Here is a 17724-nt window from a genome sequence, read left to right as displayed (position 1 = left end):
CGCTATCGGCATGGACTGACAAGGCGCGGCTTGCATCGTCGAAGCGTGCCGCGTGCCGGGTGAGGCACGAAACACGCGCCGCCGCACCGGGATGGGGCGCGGCGGAGACGAAGCGTCAAAGCGGGTTGGGGGATTCTACAGGAGCGCGAAATGCCTGCGCGCGAGTGCGCGCCGAGGACGGCTTCGGACCAGGCAGCCGAAGCGTGCGCGGCGCGGGCGGCCGGTGAGCCGCCCGTGGGCCGTGCGAGAAGCGTGTGCGTATCAGCCGGTTCAGTTGCCGGCGATCGTATCGACCGGCTTGAACGCGCCGTGCTCGACCTTGTAGATCGTCACCGGTGCATCCCTCAGGTCGCCCTTCGGGTCGTACGCGATGCTCGGCGCCGACACGCCCTTGACCGACACCTTGCCGAGATACGGCGTGTACACCTTCGGATCGGTCGAGTTCGCGTCCTTCATCGCGGTGAGCAGCGCGATCGTGCCGTCATACGAGTAAGGCGAGTAGGTGATCACGTCTTCGTTGAAGCGCGCCTTGTAGCGTGCCGCGTAGCCGGAGAAGCCCGGCATCTTTTCCTTCGGCAGCCCGCCCATGTAGACGATCGCGCCCTCGGCCGCTTCGCCGCCGACCTTCAGGAACGTCGGCGAGCGCGACATCTCGCCCGTCACGAATGCCGCCTTCATCCCGAGCTGGCGCATCTTGCGGATCATCGGCGACGATTGCGCGTCGCCGCCGCCGTAGAAGATTGCGTCCGGATTGACGCCCTTCAGGTTGGTCAGGATCGCGGAAAAGTCGAGCGCCTTGTCGTTCGTGAAGTCGCGCTTGACGATCGTGCCGCCCGCCGCTTCCACCGCTTTCGCGAATTCGTCGGCGATGCCCTGGCCATAGGCCGTGCGGTCGTCGATGATCGCGATGCGCTTGAAGCGCAGCGTCTTCACCGCGTACGTGCCGACGATGCGGCCGGCCTGTGCGTCGCTCGTCAGCAGCCGGTAGGTCGTCTTGTAGCCGCGCGCCGTGTATTGCGGCGACGTCGCCATCGAGATCTGCGGCAGCCCGGCGCGGTCGTACAGGTCGGAGGCCGGAATGCTGGTGCCCGAGTTGAAGTGGCCGATGATCCCGCGGACGTTGTCGTCGATCAGCCGCTGCGCGACGGTCGTGCCGGTGCGCGGGTCGGCCTGGTCGTCCTGCGAATCGAGCTGGAACGTGACGGGCTTGCCGCCGATCGTCGGATGCGTCGCGTTGAAATCGGCGATCGCGAGCTGCACGCCCTTCTGCATGTCCGTGCCGTAATTCGACTGCGGGCCGGTCAGCGGTGCGGCGAAACCGATCTTGACGACGTCGGCGGCGATGGCGTGCGCGCCCGACAGTGCGCAGGCAGCGGCCAGCGCGACGTGCGATACCTTCAGCTTCACTTTCACTTCCCCTTGATGGCGTGGTTGGGCCGCCGCCGGCCTGCGGGCCGGCGCCGGTAAACCGGGCGAGACGGTTTGGTCGGCCGGCCGACGCAATGGCCGTTCAGGCGCGCCGCGTGCTGCCCGCGCTGTGCCGGAATCGGCGTGCGCGAAGGCAGATGCCGCGGGCCGTGCGTGCCGATTGCTGCAGCGGCGGGACGTCGTCTCGTGACCGTGAAGCGAAGTCTAGATAGCGAAAATGCGGGCGTCTTGCGCGTTCGGTGCGCAGCCGGCGACGATATCGGCATATCGTCGATAACCCTGATATATGCCGAAATCGTCACGCCGAATGCGCAATCGCGCCAAGACGCGGGGCGTCCGCATTTTTAGCATGGTGGATTCGGGTGCATGATGCCGCCTGTGTCGAAGCGCTGCGCCGGCAGCGGCGAAAGCGGAACGGCCGCCGGCCGCGCATGCGCTGCGCGGTGGTTGTGTGCGCAACCTGTGTGGTCGGCCGACGGCGTCGATCGGGATGCGCGGCATGCCCGGCCGACACCGCCAGCTTGCCTGCCCCGCGCTCGGCGCGACGCGATCGAAGGGGCGCTTCTATAATCGACGCCATCTGCCACTCGCTTCGCGGTTGCCGGGATGACGACCTTGCTTGCCGTACCGCCCATGAGCCTGTCCGAAACGTTGCGCTACCAGCCCGACAACGCCGATCTCGGCGCGATGCTTGCGCATTTCCGCCTGCTTGAACCCGTGTTCGACGCGCTGCCGGACGTCGCGTTCTTCGTGAAGGACGCGAGCGGCCGCTACGCGATCGTCAATCGCACGCTGGCGATGCGCTGCGGCTACAAGGACAAGCGCGACCTGCTCGGCAAGACGGCCGACGAAGTGTTTCCGCGCCGCTTCGGCCGCAGCTATTTCGAGCAGGACATGGCGACGATCAACGCCGGCCAGCAACTGATGGACCAGCTCGAGCTGCACCTGTATCCGGGCCGCCAGCCGGGCTGGTGCCTGACCTGCAAGGAGCCGCTGCGCGACGCCGCGGGCAGGGTGGTCGGCCTCGCGGGCATCTCGCGCGACCTGAAGGCGCACGAGGGATCGCATCCGGCGTACAGCCGGCTCGCCGACGTGGTCCAGCACATCCAGGATCACTACGTACAGCCGCTGAACCTGAAGCACCTCGCGCAGATGGCCGGGATGTCGGTCGCGCAGCTCGAGCGCTACTTCCACAAGGTGTTCCACCTGACGCCGCGCCAGGTGCTGCTGAAGACGCGGCTCGACGCGGCCACCGCGCTGCTCGTCACGCACGACAAGGTCACCGACGTCGCGGCGCTATGCGGCTATACGGATCACAGCGCGTTCACGCGCCAGTTCAAGGCGACGGTCGGCGTGACGCCGACGGAATACCGGTTGATGCTGCAGGAGCGGGCGGGGTAACGCGATTCGCCGGCCGGGCCGGCGCATCGCAGGGATCGGGGTACTGCGGGTGCTGCGGGGATACGGGGAAGCCGTGAAAACGGCGGCTCAGCGGTAGCCGAGCCCTTTCAGGACGGCGGTGCCGTCTTCGGTCAGCCGGAAGCTCGGGGCCGTATCGGGGTCGAGCTTGACCATCTCGACGAGACCGGCTTCCTGCAACGCGGGCAGTTCGGGTTTGGCGTTCGCGCCGATCGGTGCATGCAGCAGCACGAGCAGCGTCGCGATTTCATGATGACTGAGCAGGCGGCGCAGCATCGTCTTCTTTGCAGGGGGCGCGGCCGGGCGGCCCGCGGGTGCTTCTACGGCGCTCATCGCTTTCCTCCTTTTCTAGATAAACCATCGGGTACTGGTTGCGGATGGTGCCGTCGAAGACTTAAGCGATTCTTAAAACCGTGGCGGGCGACGGGATGCTGCACTGCGGTACGGGTTACCGGATGTAACGCCATACGCGGCGCGGCTTGCGGCCCGATCGCGGCGAGCCGCGCGGGCGGGTCCGCGGCGCCGTGATTCACCACGATGGTGCGTGCGGGGTGCAGCCTTTTGCATCAGCCGCGGATCACGCCCATGCTCGCGGCCCGCGACTCCGATTCACATCCTTCCCTTATTTCCTGCGCTGCGCCTGCGCAGCGAGCCGCACGGCCGCGTTCGTCGCGCCGTAGCCGTCGTATGCGCCGCGCCGCTCGACGATCTCGAGCGAGAAGCGGTTGTCGACCAGTTCCGTATACGCGTGCAGGAATTCGCCGCCGTGCTCGTCCCGGTCGTACAGCAGGTGGTGCGCGCTCAGCGTGTCGATCAGGTCGTCCGGCAGCGCGTAGCGCGCGGCGAGATCGTCGTAGTAATTGGGCGGAATGCGCAGGAACGGCACGCCGTCGGCCGCGAATGCGGCGACCGTCTTCACGATGTCGTCCGTGCGGAACGCGACGTGGTTCAGCCCCGTGCCGTGGTAGCGGTCGAGCGACTCGGCGACGGCCGTATGGCGGTCGACCGATGCGTTCAGCGCGATCCGCACCGAGCCGTCGGCGCTGCGCACCGCGCGACTGCGCATCAGCCCGTACGGATCGGGCACGAGCCAGCTGCGCTCGGCCTCGAAGCCGAACGCCGTCTTGAAGAACAGGATCCACGTGTCGAGCGCATCGGCCGGCAGCGCGAGGCACACGTGGTCGATGCCCGTCAGCGGGCCGACTTCGCTCGGGCCGTCGATGTCGGTCAGCACGAAGTCCGATTCGTACAGCGTCGGCGCGTTCGGCGCTTCGTCGACGAAATATTCGAGGCTGCCGTCCGGCGCCTGCACGCTCGGCAGCACGCGCTCGTTCGGCCCGACGCGGCCCGAGAACGGCGCATAGCCGAAGCCGGCCGCGCGTTCGAACGCCACCTTCGCGTCGTCGACGCGGAATGCCGACGCGCACAGCGACAGCCCGTGCTGCTGGAAGAACGCATCGGCGAACGAGTCGCGCTCGGCGTTCAGCACGATCGACGCGGCGCCGTGCTGGAACAGCGTCACGTCCTTCGAGCGATGCCGGCCGGCGAGCCGGAAGCGCATCCGGCCGAGCCATTCGGCGACGGTCGCCGCCGCCTGGGCGTCGACCGCGAATTCGATGAACTGGAATCCGACGTGCGCGGGCGGCGCCGGCGGCGCGAACAGCGGCTGGCCGGCGGCCGGCGCGCGGCCGTCCTGCGCGAGCCGCGTGCGGGTCAACTCTTCCAGATAGAGCAGCGAGCGATGGCCGTCGGCGGCTGTGATCGCGGTCGGCGCCGCGCGGAAGCCGTCGTTGAAGATTTCGAGCGACAGCGGCCCCGTATAGCCCGACTCGATCACCCGCGCGGTGAACCGTGCGAGGTCGAAGTCGCCCTGGCCCGGGAACGAGCGGTAGTGGCGGCTCCATTCGAGCACGTCCATCGCGAGCTTCGGCGCATCGGCGATCTGCACGAACGCGATCCGGTCGCCGGGGATGTCGGCGATCGCATCCGGCGAATCGTCGAGCGACAGCGTGTGGAAGCTGTCGAGCGCGAGGCCGAGGTGCGGGCTGTTCACCGCATTCACGAGTGTCCATGCATGGCCGTACCGCTTCGCGACGCGGCCCCACGCGAGCGCTTCGTACGCGGCGACCACGCCGGCCTCCCGCGCCGCTTCGGCGAGTGCGCCGAGCTGGTCGACGAGCAGCCCGTCGTCGGCGATCGTGTCGGCCGACACATTGCTGCAGACGAGGATGCGGTCGGTGCCGAGCGCATGCATCACGTCGAACTTGCGCTTGATCCGGTCGAGGTTGCGCGCGAGCTGGGCCGCGCTGACGCCCTCGAAGTCGCGAAACGGCTGGAACAGCACGATGTCGAGGCCGAGATCGGCGGCCATGCGCCGGACGTCGGCCGGCGATCCGTCGAAGTAAACGAGGTCGTTTTCGAAGATTTCGACGCCGTCGAAGCCCGCTGCCTGGATGGCGGCGAGCTTCTCGGCGAGCGTGCCGGACAGTGACACGGTGGCAATCGAACGCTGCATGGCGATTCCTGCGGATGAGCGGGGCATGGCGTCGATCGAACCGGCCCTGAATGAACCAGTCATTGAGTCCCGGCGCACGCCATATCCCGAATTTACTGGGCTAGTGGTGCGTATTGTACAAACTAACTAGGTGGTACAAATTAGCGAAAACCCGAAAAGACAGCCCGCATTCACGAGCGCACACTAGCGCCAAATTCCGATGTTTTCGGGGCGGCGCCGGTCCTGGTCCGCCCCTGTTTCAGGAGCAGAATCACCATGAGCAAGCACAAGGTGCTGGTGCTGAACGGCCCGAACCTGAACCTGCTGGGGACCCGCGAGCCCCACATCTACGGCGCGGAAACGCTAGCCGACGTCGAGCAGCGCTGCTGCACGGCAGGCGAGGCGCTCGGGCTGGAGATCGAGTTCCGCCAGTCGAACGCCGAGCATCAACTGATCGACTGGCTGCATGCCGCGCGCCTCGACACGGACGGTATCGTGATCAACCCGGCCGCCTATACGCATACGTCGGTCGCGCTGGCCGACGCGCTTTCCGCGATCGCGAAGCCGGTGATCGAAGTGCATATCTCGAACGTGCATCGCCGCGAGGCGTTTCGCCACCATTCGTATGTGTCGGCGGTCGCCGAAGCCGTGATCTGCGGCTGCGGCACCGAAGGCTACGTGTTCGCACTGCAGCGTCTGGCGACGCTGTTCGCGCAGGGAGCCGCACGATGAGCCGCCCGTCGTTTCTGATCGGCCTGATCGGCCAGGGCATCGGCGGTTCGCTGTCGCCCGCGATGCACGAGGAAGAAGGCTTCCGCCAGGGCTTCGGCTACGTGTACCGGCGCATCGATCTCGATGCGCTCGGCGTGACCGTCGACGCACTGCCGCAACTGCTCGATGCCGCGCAGCGGATGGGCTACAACGGGCTGAACATCACGCACCCGTGCAAGCAGCGCGTGATCGAACACCTCGACGCGCTGTCGGACGACGCGCGCGCGCTCGGCGCGGTGAACACCGTGCTGTTCAAGGACGGCAAGCGGATCGGCCACAACACCGACTGGTCGGGCTTCGCGAAATCGTTCCGCCGCGGGTTGCCCGACGCGTCGCTCGAGCGTGTCGTCCAGCTCGGTGCGGGCGGCGCGGGCGCGGCCGTGGCCCATGCGGCGCTGCAGATGGGCGCAGCCGGACTGACGATTTTCGATGTCGACGGCACGCGTGCCACCTCGCTCGCGGCTGAACTCCAGCAACGTTTCCCCGCGGCACGGGTCGTGCCGGGCGGCGATCTCGCGGCCGCGATGCGCGCCGCGACGGGCCTGATCCACGCAACGCCGACCGGCATGGCCAAGCATCCGGGCCTGCCGCTGCCGGCCGAGCTGCTCCATGCGGGCATGTGGGTGTCCGACATCGTGTATTTCCCGCTCGAAACCGAACTGATCCACGCCGCGCGCGCGGCCGGCTGCGCCACGCTGCCGGGCGGCGGGATGGCCGTCTACCAGGCCGTCGACGCGTTCGAGATCTTCACCGGACGCACGCCCGACGCCGAGCGGATGTTCGATCACTTTCAGTCGCTCGTCGGGCGCTGACCCCTTACAGAAAGAGAGACCAGGAGACGACCATGCAGCACACCACCCATACGAGCGCCGCGCCGGCGCAGGCGTCCGGCACCGTCCGGCGCACCTCGGCGCGCTACAAGATTCTCGCGTTGCTCGCGATCGGCACGATGATCAACTATCTCGACCGTACGGTGCTGGGGGTGGCTGCGCCGCAGCTCACCAAGGAGCTCGGCATCAACGCGGCCGTGATGGGCATCATGTTTTCCGCGTTTTCGTGGACGTACGTGGCCGCGCAGGTGCCGGGCGGCCTCTTTCTCGACCGTTTCGGCAGCAAGGTCACCTATTACTGGTCGATGACGCTGTGGTCGCTGTGCACGTTCCTGCAGGGCTTCGTGCCCGGCGTCGCAACGCTGCTCGCCTGCCGTCTCGGCCTCGGCGTCGCGGAGGCGCCGTGCTTCCCGACCAACAGCCGCGTCGTCGCGACGTGGTTCCCGCAGAACGAACGTGCGATGGCGACGGGTACCTACACCGTCGGCGAGTACATCGGCCTCGCGTTCTTCAGCCCGGTGCTGTTCGCGCTGATGGGGGCGTTCGGCTGGCGCTCGCTGTTCTGGGTCGTCGGTGCGGTCGGGATCGTGTTCGGCCTGGTCTGGTGGAAGTTCTATTACGAGCCGCGCAATCATCCGGGCGCGAATTCGGAGGAGCTGGCCTATATCGAGGCGGGCGGCGGCCTGGTGCACGGCGTGCGCAAGGACGGTGACAAAGCTGGCAAGGGCGCGAAGGGCGAGCAGAAGTCGTTCAGCTGGGCGATGGCCGGCAAACTGCTGAAGAAGCGCCAGCTCGCGGGCATCTGCCTCGGCCAGTTCGCCGGCAACTCGACGCTCGTGTTCTTCCTGACCTGGTTCCCGACCTACCTCGCAACCGAGCGCCACATGGGCTGGCTGAAGATCGGCTTCTTCGCGGTGATGCCGTTCATCGCCGCGTCGGTCGGCGTGATGTTCGGCGGGATCTTCTCCGACTGGCTGCTCCGCCGCGGCAAGTCCGCGAACCTCGCGCGCAAGCTGCCGATCATCGCGGGCCTGCTGCTCGCGTCGACGATCATTCTCGCGAACTACGTGAAGAGCAACGAAGCCGTGATCGCGATCATGTCGGTTGCGTTCTTCGCGCAGGGCATGGCCGCGCTCGGCTGGACGCTCGTGTCGGACATCGCGCCGGACGGCCTGCTCGGCGTGACGGGCGGCATCTTCAACTTCGCGGCGAACCTCGCGGGCATCGTCACGCCGCTGGTCGTCGGCTTCATCGTCGCGTCGACCGGCTCGTTCGTCGGCGCGCTCGTGTTCATCGGCGTGATCGCGCTGGTCGGTGCGCTGTCGTACATCTTCGTCGTCGGCGACATCAAGCGGATCGAACTGTAAGCACCGGCTCCACGCACATCCAGTGCGTTAGCCCGGCGGCCAACCGGCTGCCGGGCCTTTTTGTTTGCGGCGCCGGCTGGCATGCCGGCCGGCGCATTGCGCTTACGCGCGTTGCACGGCGATGCCGAGCGATTCGACCGCCTGCGCGATCGCCGCGACCGCGCGCCGGATATCGCCCGAATCGATTGCGCCGATGCAGCCGACGCGGAACGTCTCGAGCTGCGTGAGCTTGCCCGGATACAGGATGAAGCCGGCATCGCGCACCGCGTCGTAGAAGCGGCGGAAATCGTAGGCCGGATGGTCGGGCGCATGGAACGTGACGATCACCGGCGCCTGCACGCTCGTGTCGAGGAACGGCACGAAGCCGAGCGCACGCATCGATTCGACCAGCGTCCGGCAGTTGTCCGCGTAGCGCGCGCCGCGCGCCGGCTGGCCGCCTTCGGCGAGGTACTGGTCGAGCGCGGCGCGCAGCGCGGCGATCACGTGCGTCGGCGGCGTGAAGCGCCACTGGCCCGTCTTGCGCAGGTACGCGTACTGGTCGTGAAGATCGAGCGCGAGCGACGGCGAGTTGCCTTCGCATGCGTCGAGCGCATCGCGCCGCACGATCGCGAACCCCATCCCCGGCACGCCTTCGAGGCATTTGCCGCTCGCCGAGACCAGCGCATCGATGCCGCTGTCCGCGAGCGCGATCGGCAACGCGCCGAACGAACTCATCGCGTCGACGATCAGCCGCTTGCCGTGGCGCCGGCACGCGGCCGCGATCGCATCGAGCGGATTCAGGATCCCGGCGCTCGTTTCCAGATGCACGAGCGCGACGTGCGTGATGCGCGGCTCGCGCGCGAACGCGGCCTCGACCGCCGCCGCGTCGACGGCCGCGTCCTCGCCGAACGGCAGCGCGATCGCGTCGATGCCGAGCCGGCCGAGGATCTTCAGGATGCGTGCGCAATACGCGCCGTTGTCGGGTACGAGCACGACGCCGTCGCGCGGCACCAGCGTACCGAGCGCGGCTTCGACCGAGAACGTGCCGCTGCCCTGCATCGGCACGCACACGTACTCGTCGCCCCCTTTCGCGATCGTGACGAGGTCGGCGCAGACGCTGGCCGTCAGTTGATTGAAAGCGGCGTCCCACGAACCCCAGTCATGTTGCATTGCGTGGCGGGTTGTGGCGGACGTGGTGAGCGGGCCGGGCGTGAGCAGAATCGGGTCGGGCATGGTTTTTCTCCAGCAGAGGTCGAACGAAACGCCGGGCGGCATTTCTGAATGACTTGCATGATATTGGCAAAATGTGTCATTTTTTGGAAATTGTGGCATTCGTCACGGGTTTGTCATCGAACGCTGTGATCCTTCGGTTGCCGCGCGAAACCAACCGCAGCGCGGTAGCGCGGCGGGCCGTCGTTCGGCCTGCCCGGAGATAACAGAGAGCCGGATCGTGCCCCGGCCGTTTGGTGTTCCGCCTACGGAGAAGTCAGATGACACTGCAGAAACCCTCGCGCGCCGCTGCCGGCGCGTTCCGCAAGCTCGCGCTGGCCGCCTGCGCCGCCGGTCTGCTGCAAGGTGCCGCGATGCCGGCGCATGCGGCAAACGCGGTCGTGCTGTACACGGCGGACGGTCTCGAGAACCTCTATCGCGATGTGCTGCCGGCCTTCGAGAAGAAGGAAGGCGTCAAGGTCAACATCGTGACGGCAGGTAGCGGCGAGGTCGTGAACCGCGCGAACATCGAGAAGAATTCGCCGAAGGCCGACGTGATCGTCACGCTGCCGCCGTTCATCCAGCAAGCCGGCCAGATGGGCCTGCTGCAGCCGTACCAGAGCGTGAACTACAAGAACGTGCCGGCCATCGCGAAGGCCGAGGACGGCACGTGGGCGACGTTCGTGAACAACTACTTCTCGTTCGCGATCAACCCGGACGTCGTGAAGAACCAGCCGAAGACGTTCGCCGACCTGCTGTCGCCGACCTATGCGGGCAAGGTCGCTTACTCGAACCCGGCCACGGCCGGCGACGGGATGGCCGTGCTGATCCTGACGACGTCGCTGATGGGCGAGGACAAGGCATTCGACTACCTCGCGAAGCTGTCGCAGAGCGTGAAATTCCACACGAAGGGCACGGGCTACCTGAACGTGCTGCTGTCGCGTAACGAGATCAGCGTCGCGAACGGCGACCTGCAGATGGACCTCGACGACGCCGAGCACGGCGCGCTGTCCGTCAAGCCGATCTTCCTGGCCGCGAAGGACGGCGACCAGCCGACCACGTTCCAGCTCCCGTACGGCATCGGCCTGATCAAGAGCGGCCCGAACCAGGACGTGGGCAAGAAGCTGATCGACTACCTGATGTCGACGGAAGTGCAGGCGAAGGTGCCGGACATGTACGGCATCCCGGGCCGCACGGACGTGCCGCTGGCCGGCAAGAACGGCGAAGCGGTCAAGAAGGCGATCGCGGGCGTGAAGCTGATCCCGGTCGACTGGACCCAGGTGATGGCGAAGAAGCCGGTGTGGATCGAGCGCTGGAAGAAGGACGTGATCGGCAGCTCGGGCAAGCAGCTCGACGTCGTCAAGCCGAAGTGATCGGCACACGCCGCCTGTATTAGTGAGCGAGAGGATGAACCCGGTGGAAACCACCCTGACCCATCCCGGCGCATTCGGCGCCGCCGAACCGCACGCGACGCTGCGGTCCGGCGCGCCGGGCGGCGTGCAGATCGAACACCTGAGCGTGCGCTACGGCGCACGCACGGTGCTGGAAGATCTGTCGCTGTCGATCGGTGCCGGTGAATTTCTGACCGTGCTCGGCAAGAGCGGCTGCGGCAAGACCACGCTGCTGCGCTTCATCGCCGGGTTCGTGAAGGCCGATGGCCTGACCGGCACGCTGACCGTTGCCGGGCGCGACCTGACCTATGCGCCGCCGCACAAGCGCAATCTTGGTCTGCTGTTCCAGAATTACGCGCTGTTCCCGCACCTGTCGGTGTTCGAGAACGTCGCATTCGGGCTGCGCGCACGCGGCATGGCGTCGTCGGAAGTGACGCGCCGCGTCGCCGACGCGCTGAAGCTCGTGCAGCTCGGCGATGCGGGCCATCATCTGCCCGCGCAGCTGTCTGGCGGGATGCAGCAGCGCGTCGCGCTGGCACGCGCGCTCGTGATCGAGCCGGACGTGCTGCTGCTCGACGAGCCGCTGTCGGCGCTCGACGCCAACCTGCGCGCATCGGTGCGCAGCGAACTGAAGGCGCTGCACGAGCGCCTGCCGAACCTGACCGTCGTCTGTGTGACGCACGACCGCGACGACGCGCTCGTGCTGTCCGACCGCGCGCTGCTGATGCGCGACGGCCACATCGCGCAGCTCGGCACGCCGCAGCAGTTGTACGACGCGCCGCGGGACGGCTACGTCGCACGCTATCTCGGCCCGGCGAACCTGCTGCCGCCGCACGTGATCTTCCCGGTCGGCGATCCGCGCCACGACGTACGCGACAAGGTCGCATGCGTGCGCCCCGAGCGCCTGACCGTGATGCCGCCATCGGCCGGTGGCCTGCACGGTACGGTGGCATCCGTCGAATGGCAGGGCGCGGACCTGTCGATCGCGGTCGTGATCGACGCGGCGCCCGGCGAGCCCGTGCGCGTCACGATGCAACGCGGCCGCGGCGCGGCCCCCGAGCGCGGTGCGCGCGTGTCCCTGCAATGCGAGGCAGACGATGTCGTCCTTATCGAGCCCTGAAGCCGGCCTGCCGCCGCACGTGCTCGCGTCGGCCGCCGCGCACGCCGCCGCCGCACGGCGCCGCAAGCGCAGGGGCGACCTGCACCTGGCCGCGCTCGCGATCGTCGTGCTCGGCCCGCTCGTCGTCTATCCGCTGGTGCGGCTCGTGCTGCTGAGCGTGTCGGGCGATCACGGGTTGAGTTTCGCCGCGTACCGGACCTTCTTCGGCAACCCCGACACGCGCAGCGTGCTGATGACGACGCTCGGCGTGCTGTTCGCGAGCGCCGGCACCGCATCGGTGCTCGGCGTGCTGCTGGCCGCGCTGCTGTTCTTCAAGCCGTTCCCGGGCGCATCGCTCGTCACGCGCTTCCTGGAACTCTACGTCGCGTTCCCGTCGTTCCTCGTCGCGTTCACGCTGATCTTCCTGTACGGCTCGCAAGGGTCGATCAGCATTGCGCTGCAGCACCTGTTCCATCTGGAGAATCCGCCGCTCGATTTCCTGTTCGGCATCGGCGGCGTGATTCTCGCGCAGACCGTGTTCTATACGCCGTTCGTCGTGCGGCCGACGCTTGCATCGTTCGCGACGCTCGACCTGCGTCTGATCGAAGCCGCGCGCAGCCTCGGCGCGCCCGGCTGGATGCTCGCGCGTCGCGTCGTGCTGCCGATCGCGTGGCCGGGCATCGCCGCCGGCACCGTGCTGTGCTTCCTGCTGACGCTGAACGAGTTCGGGATTCTGCTGGTGCTCGGCAGCGCGCGGCTCGTCACGCTGCCGGTCGCGATCTACAGCAGCGCGACCGTCGATCTCGACCTGCCGACCGCGTCGGCCGGCGCGGTCGTGATGCTGGCGTTGTCGCTGGCGCTGTATGCGGTTTATCGCCGGGTGAACCGGCGTGCGACGGGAGGGAACGATGTCCGCTGAATTTCGTATCGGGCAAGCCGTGCCGCGCCACCAGATCGGCTGGAGCGACGCGCTGCTCAAGCATGCGTCGCGCGCCGCGCTCGCGCTGGCCGCATTCGCGTGCTTCTGGTTGTTCGTGCTGCCGGTCGTCGTCGTCGCGCTGTCGAGCGTGTCGACGCAATGGTCGGGCACGATTTTGCCGGCCGGCTACAGCCTGCGCTGGTTCGAGCGGCTCGGGTCGCCGGAATACGACGCGCTGCTGACGAGCCTCGAAATCGGCTTCGGCGTGTCGGCGATCGGCACGGTCCTCGGGCTGTGGCTCGCACTGGCGCTCGAAGGGCGCGACCGTCGCGGCCTCGGCGCGGTGGTCGACGCGCTCGTGATGGTGCCGAACGGCGTGCCGAGCGTCGTGCTCGGGCTCGCGGTGCTGATCGCGTATCACCAGAAGCCGTTCGACCTGTCGAGTTCGGCGGCGATCGTCGTGTTCGTGCAACTCGCGCTGATTCTGCCGTTCTGCTATCGCTGCGCGGCCGCCGCGCTGCGTCCGGAACTGACCGTGCTGCGCGAAGCCGCGGCGAGCCTCGGTGCGCCGCCCGCGATGGTGCTGCGCCGCGTGCTGCTGCCGCAACTCGTGCCGGCGTTGCGCGCGAGCCTCGCGCTCGGCTTCGCGCTGTCGCTCGGCGAGCTCGGTGCGACGCTGACGGTCTATCCGCCGGGCTTCGCGACCGTGCCGATCGTCGTGATCGGCCAGGTGGAGCGCGGCTATTACCTTCCGGCATCGGCGCTGTCGCTGCTGATGCTCGGCGCGTCGCTCGCGGCGCTGCTGCTGATCGCGGCGCGCGTGCCGCGCGGCAAGCGGGCGGCATCATGAACGCCGCGTTCGCATTGCGCCATCCCGGTGACGCGGCACCCGCCGGCGCGTCGACCGGGCTCGCGGGTCGCTCGGTCGACGTCAACGGCCGACGCTACCGGCTGCCGGTCGAGCCGACCGTCGTCGTCTGCGTCGACGGCTGCGAGTACGACTATCTCGAACGGGCGGTGGAAGCGGGCGTCGCGCCGTTCATCGGCAGGATGATCGCGGAAGGCACGGCGTGGCGCGGCGATTGCGTCGTACCGACCTTCACCAACCCGAACAACCTGTCGATCGTCTGCGGCGTGCCGCCGTCGGTCCACGGGATCTGCGGCAACTATTTCTGGGATCCGGCCGCCGACGGCGGGCGCGGTGCCGAAGTGATGATGAACGACCCGGCCTACCTGCGTGCCGGCACGCTGCTCGCGGCGGCGTCCGACGCCGGTGCGCGGGTGGCCGTCGTGACCGCGAAGGACAAGCTGCGCCGGCTGCTCGGCTGGCAGATGCACGGCATCTGCTTCTCCGCGGAGAAGGCGGCGCAGGCGAATCTCGCGGAAAACGGGATCGTCGACGTGCTCGACTGGGTCGGCCTGCCGTCGCCGGACGTCTACAGCGCAGCGTTGTCGGAATTCGTGTTCGCAGCCGGCGTGCGGCTCGCGCAGACCCGGCAAGTCGACCTGATGTACCTGTCGACTACCGACTACGTGCAGCACAAGTGCGAGCCGGGCAGTGCGGGCGCGAACGCGTTCTACGCGATGATGGACGGTTACCTCGCGCAGCTCGACGCGCTCGGCTGGGCGATCGGCCTGACCGCCGATCACGGGATGAACGCGAAGCACGACCCGGCGACGGGGCGCCCGAACGTGATCTATCTGCAGGACGCCTTCGACGGCTGGTACGGCGCGCAGGCTGCGCGCGTGATCCTGCCGATCACCGATCCGTACGTCGTGCATCACGGCGCGCTCGGCTCGTTTGCGACCATCTACCTGGCGCCGGGCGTCGACCGGGCCGAGGCGATGTGGCGCGTCGGCGGCCTCGACGGCGTCGAGCTCGTGCTCGACAACGCGGAAGCCGCTGCCCGTTTCGAGTTGCCGGCCGACCGGATCGGCGATCTCGTCGTGATCGGCCGCCGCGACATGACGCTCGGCACGCGCGAGCGCGAACACGATCTGTCAGGCCTCACGGTGCCGCTGCGTTCGCACGGCGGCGTGTCGGAGCAGGAAGTGCCGCTGCTGTTCAACCGGCGTATCGAGCGGGACGATCCCGCGCGTCGCCCGCGCAACTTCGACGTGTTCGATTTCGTGCTGAACCGGGTCACGACATGATGGCGCATCCCCGGCAAGACCATCCGTCCTTTCGCGCAGAAGCGCTGCGCTGGTGCGGCACGCGCGCGACGCGCGAACGCACGCTCGACGTCACCGACCCGTACACGGGCACGCGTGTCGGGACCGCGCCGCTCGCGAGCGTCGACGACGTGCGCGCGGCGTTCGATTACGCGATGGCCTACCGGCCGAAGCTCACCCGCTACGAGCGCTCACAGATCCTCGAACGTGCGGCTGCGCTGCTGCGCGAGCGCACCGAGGAAGCGTCCGACCTGATCACGCTCGAATCGGGGCTGTCGAAGCAGGATTCCCGCTACGAGATCGGCCGTGTCGCCGACGTGCTGAAGTTCGCGGCAGTCGAGGCATTACGCGACGATTCGCAAAGTTTCTCGTGCGACCTGACGCCTCACGGCAAGGCGCGGCGCGTGTTTTCGCAGCGGCAGCCGCTCGATGGCGTGATCGTCGCCATCACGCCGTTCAATCATCCGATGAACCAGGTGGCGCACAAGATCGCGCCGGCGATCGCGACCAACAACCGCGTGATCGTGAAGCCGTCGGAGAAGGTGCCGTTGTCGGCGTTCTATCTGGCCGACCTGCTGTATGAAGCAGGATTGCCGGAGCCGATGCTGCAGGTGCTGACGGGCGACCCGGCGGAGATCGCGGACGAACTCGTCACGCATCCGCATGCGTCGCTGATCACCTTTACGGGCGGCGTCGCGATCGGCAAGGCGATTGCCGCGCGGGCCGGCTACCGGCGCATCGTGCTGGAACTGGGCGGCAACGATCCGCTGATCGTGCTCGATGACGCCGATCTCGAACGTGCGGCGTCGCTGGCGGTGCTCGGCTCGTACCGGAATTCGGGCCAGCGCTGTACGGCCGTCAAGCGGATGCTGGTGCAGCGTTCGATCGCACCCGCATTCACCGAATTGCTGGTCGAGAAGACGCGCGCATGGAACTACGGCGATCCGTTCGATCCCGCCAATGAAATGGGCACGGTGATCGACGAGGCGGCGGCGCGGCTGTTCGAGGCGCGCGTGGACGAGGCGGTCGCACAGGGCGCGCGCCTGCTGACCGGCAACGTGCGGCGCGGCGCGTTGTATTCGCCGACCGTGCTCGACAACGTCGATCCGTCGATGACGATCGTGCGCGAGGAGACCTTCGGGCCGGTGTCGCCGGTGATGACGTTCGATACGATCGACGATGCGATCCGGATCAGCAACGGGACGGCGTTCGGGCTGTCGTCGGGGGTGTGTACCGACAGCACGTCGGCGGTCGTGCGGTTCGTGAACGAACTGAACGTCGGCACGGTGAATGTATGGGAAGTGCCCGGATACCGGATCGAGCTGTCGCCGTTCGGCGGGATCAAGGATTCCGGGCTCGGTTACAAGGAAGGCGTTCAGGAGGCGATGAAGAGCTTCACGAACCTGAAGACGTTTTCGCTGCCTTGGGAGTAAACGAATGGCATTGACGGTGGAAGAGATCCACGGGCTGTACCGGGAGCATGGCCATGTGGCCTATAGCGGAGAGCCGGTCACGCAGCTCGAGCATGCGTTGCAGAGCGCCTTGCTGGCGGAAGAGGCGGGCGCCGGCGAAGCATTGGTCGCGGCGGCATTCCTGCACGACCTCGGCCATCTGCTGAATCGCCAGGGCGAGACGCCGAGTGCGCGCGGGATCGACGATCTGCATCAGTATTACGTGCTGCCGTTTCTGCGGCCGCTGTTTTCCGACGCGGTGCTGGAGCCGATCCGGCTGCACGTCGATGCGAAGCGCTGCCTGTGCCGCACGGACGCCGGCTACTTCGAGAGCCTGTCGCCGGACTCGGTGCGCAGTCTCGCGCTGCAGGGCGGCATCTTCAGCGAAGAGGAAACGACGGCATTCCTGCAGCGCCCGTTCGCGGAGGACGCGCTGCGTCTGCGCCGCTGGGACGACACGGCGAAAGAGGAAGGAAAAGTGACGCCGGATCTCGATCACTATATGGAGATCGTCGCGCGCCAGGTGCGCACGGACTGACGGTTTGGCCGCCTCTATATAAGGCCCCGCACGCGGCAGCGTGCGGGGCCTTATATTTTTTGCGAAACCCCTTGCGCGATTGTCGGGAGCTGCATAGAATCACGCCTCTTTCGCGCTAACGGAAACGCAGCGCGGGAGGGAAGGGAAGCGGTGCTGTTGAGGTCCGGTGGTAGCGGCCTCGGCGGTACAGGAAGTTGAGCCCGGCAGTCGCAACGATGTAGTAAAAAAGTTGTTGACGAGCTGCGAAACACGGTTCATAATCTCGCTTCTCTGCTGCTGAAAACGCAGCGCTGCTGAGAAACGCGAAGTTCCTCGCAGAATGCTCTTTAAAAATTAACAGCCGATAAGTGTGGGCGCTTGATGGAAGCGAGCTGATCCTCGGATCAGATAGCGAAAGTATCAAGAGTCTCACACTAAAGTAAGTCAGGTTTATGAAGTGATTCATATTCCTGTCAGCTTTGAGTGAGCGACCGGTTCTTAACCGAACCGAAAACAGTAACAGGTTTAAACTGAAGAGTTTGATCCTGGCTCAGATTGAACGCTGGCGGCATGCCTTACACATGCAAGTCGAACGGCAGCACGGGTGCTTGCACCTGGTGGCGAGTGGCGAACGGGTGAGTAATACATCGGAACATGTCCTGTAGTGGGGGATAGCCC

15 protein-coding genes and 1 rRNA gene are annotated in these 17724 nt (G+C 67.1%); 12 read left to right on the top strand and 4 right to left on the bottom strand.

Annotation, left to right across the window (positions count from 1 at the left end; all coding sequences use genetic code 11):
* Positions 1–270 precede the first annotated feature (270 nt).
* On the bottom strand, positions 271–1407 hold the full coding sequence (locus tag BLA15945_RS25705; RefSeq protein ID WP_059240898.1) for a branched-chain amino acid ABC transporter substrate-binding protein: 1137 nt from the start codon (positions 1405–1407) through the stop codon (positions 271–273).
* A gap of 627 nt (positions 1408–2034) precedes the next feature.
* Between BLA15945_RS25705 and BLA15945_RS25700 the strand changes: the two genes are divergently transcribed.
* On the top strand, positions 2035–2829 hold the full coding sequence (locus BLA15945_RS25700) for an AraC family transcriptional regulator (RefSeq protein ID WP_059238864.1): 795 nt from the start codon (positions 2035–2037) through the stop codon (positions 2827–2829).
* Between the two features lie 87 nt (positions 2830–2916).
* Here BLA15945_RS25700 and BLA15945_RS25695 read toward each other — a convergent pair whose 3' ends face one another.
* On the bottom strand, positions 2917–3180 hold the full coding sequence (locus BLA15945_RS25695; RefSeq protein ID WP_006489463.1) for a hypothetical protein: 264 nt from the start codon (positions 3178–3180) through the stop codon (positions 2917–2919).
* 289 nt (positions 3181–3469) lie between these two features.
* A complete protein-coding gene (locus BLA15945_RS25690; protein WP_174993696.1) occupies positions 3470–5362 on the bottom strand; it encodes a bifunctional sugar phosphate isomerase/epimerase/4-hydroxyphenylpyruvate dioxygenase family protein in 1893 nt (630 codons plus the stop codon).
* A gap of 255 nt (positions 5363–5617) precedes the next feature.
* On the opposite strand from BLA15945_RS25690, the gene aroQ reads away from it, so the two are divergent.
* The 3 genes from aroQ to BLA15945_RS25675 are packed head-to-tail and all read left to right on the top strand — an operon-like array spanning position 5618 to position 8309.
* Positions 5618–6073 carry a type II 3-dehydroquinate dehydratase gene (aroQ, locus tag BLA15945_RS25685; protein WP_174993695.1) on the top strand — a complete coding sequence of 152 codons (456 nt, stop codon included), beginning with the start codon at positions 5618–5620 and terminating at the stop codon, positions 6071–6073.
* On the top strand, positions 6070–6924 hold the full coding sequence (locus BLA15945_RS25680; RefSeq protein WP_174993694.1) for a shikimate dehydrogenase: 855 nt from the start codon (positions 6070–6072) through the stop codon (positions 6922–6924). Before aroQ ends, BLA15945_RS25680 begins: the two co-directional genes overlap by 4 nt.
* Before the next feature lie 32 nt (positions 6925–6956).
* Positions 6957–8309, top strand: coding sequence for an MFS transporter (locus BLA15945_RS25675; protein ID WP_059238871.1), 1353 nt, complete (start codon positions 6957–6959; stop codon positions 8307–8309).
* A gap of 102 nt (positions 8310–8411) precedes the next feature.
* On the opposite strand, the gene BLA15945_RS25670 is transcribed toward BLA15945_RS25675, so the two are convergent.
* Positions 8412–9521 (bottom strand): 2-aminoethylphosphonate--pyruvate transaminase, encoded by a 1110-nt coding sequence (locus BLA15945_RS25670; protein WP_174993693.1) that lies wholly within the window; start codon positions 9519–9521, stop codon positions 8412–8414.
* Between the two features lie 257 nt (positions 9522–9778).
* Between BLA15945_RS25670 and phnS the strand changes: the two genes are divergently transcribed.
* The 8 genes from phnS to BLA15945_RS25630 all read left to right on the top strand — a co-directional run.
* Positions 9779–10870, top strand: coding sequence for a 2-aminoethylphosphonate ABC transporter substrate-binding protein (gene phnS, locus BLA15945_RS25665; RefSeq protein WP_059238875.1), 1092 nt, complete (start codon positions 9779–9781; stop codon positions 10868–10870).
* Positions 10871–10904: 34 nt separating this feature from the next.
* Complete coding sequence (gene phnT / locus BLA15945_RS25660) at positions 10905–12008, top strand: 2-aminoethylphosphonate ABC transport system ATP-binding subunit PhnT (protein ID WP_059238877.1); 1104 nt, start codon at positions 10905–10907, stop codon at positions 12006–12008.
* Positions 11986–12906 carry a 2-aminoethylphosphonate ABC transporter permease subunit gene (gene phnU, locus BLA15945_RS25655; RefSeq protein WP_174993692.1) on the top strand — a complete coding sequence of 307 codons (921 nt, stop codon included), beginning with the start codon at positions 11986–11988 and terminating at the stop codon, positions 12904–12906. The genes phnT and phnU overlap by 23 nt, the downstream gene beginning before the upstream one ends.
* Positions 12896–13756, top strand: coding sequence for a 2-aminoethylphosphonate ABC transport system, membrane component PhnV (phnV, locus tag BLA15945_RS25650; RefSeq protein ID WP_174993691.1), 861 nt, complete (start codon positions 12896–12898; stop codon positions 13754–13756). The genes phnU and phnV overlap by 11 nt, the downstream gene beginning before the upstream one ends.
* Entirely contained in the window at positions 13753–15060 is a 1308-nt protein-coding gene (gene phnA, locus BLA15945_RS25645) for a phosphonoacetate hydrolase (RefSeq protein WP_174993690.1), read from the top strand. Before phnV ends, phnA begins: the two co-directional genes overlap by 4 nt.
* Entirely contained in the window at positions 15057–16511 is a 1455-nt protein-coding gene (gene phnY / locus BLA15945_RS25640) for a phosphonoacetaldehyde dehydrogenase (protein ID WP_174993689.1), read from the top strand. Before phnA ends, phnY begins: the two co-directional genes overlap by 4 nt.
* 4 nt (positions 16512–16515) lie before the next feature.
* Positions 16516–17067 carry a phosphonate degradation HD-domain oxygenase gene (locus BLA15945_RS25635; RefSeq protein ID WP_059238889.1) on the top strand — a complete coding sequence of 184 codons (552 nt, stop codon included), beginning with the start codon at positions 16516–16518 and terminating at the stop codon, positions 17065–17067.
* 506 nt (positions 17068–17573) lie between these two features.
* Positions 17574–17724: ribosomal RNA gene (locus BLA15945_RS25630) — 16S ribosomal RNA — on the top strand; the annotation flags it as partial.

Origin of the sequence: Burkholderia arboris (assembly GCF_902499125.1) — a bacterium.
GTDB lineage: Bacteria > Pseudomonadota > Gammaproteobacteria > Burkholderiales > Burkholderiaceae > Burkholderia > Burkholderia arboris.
The sequence above is the reverse complement of the archived record's forward strand: the minus strand, read 5'-3'. Positions and strand labels throughout refer to the sequence as shown.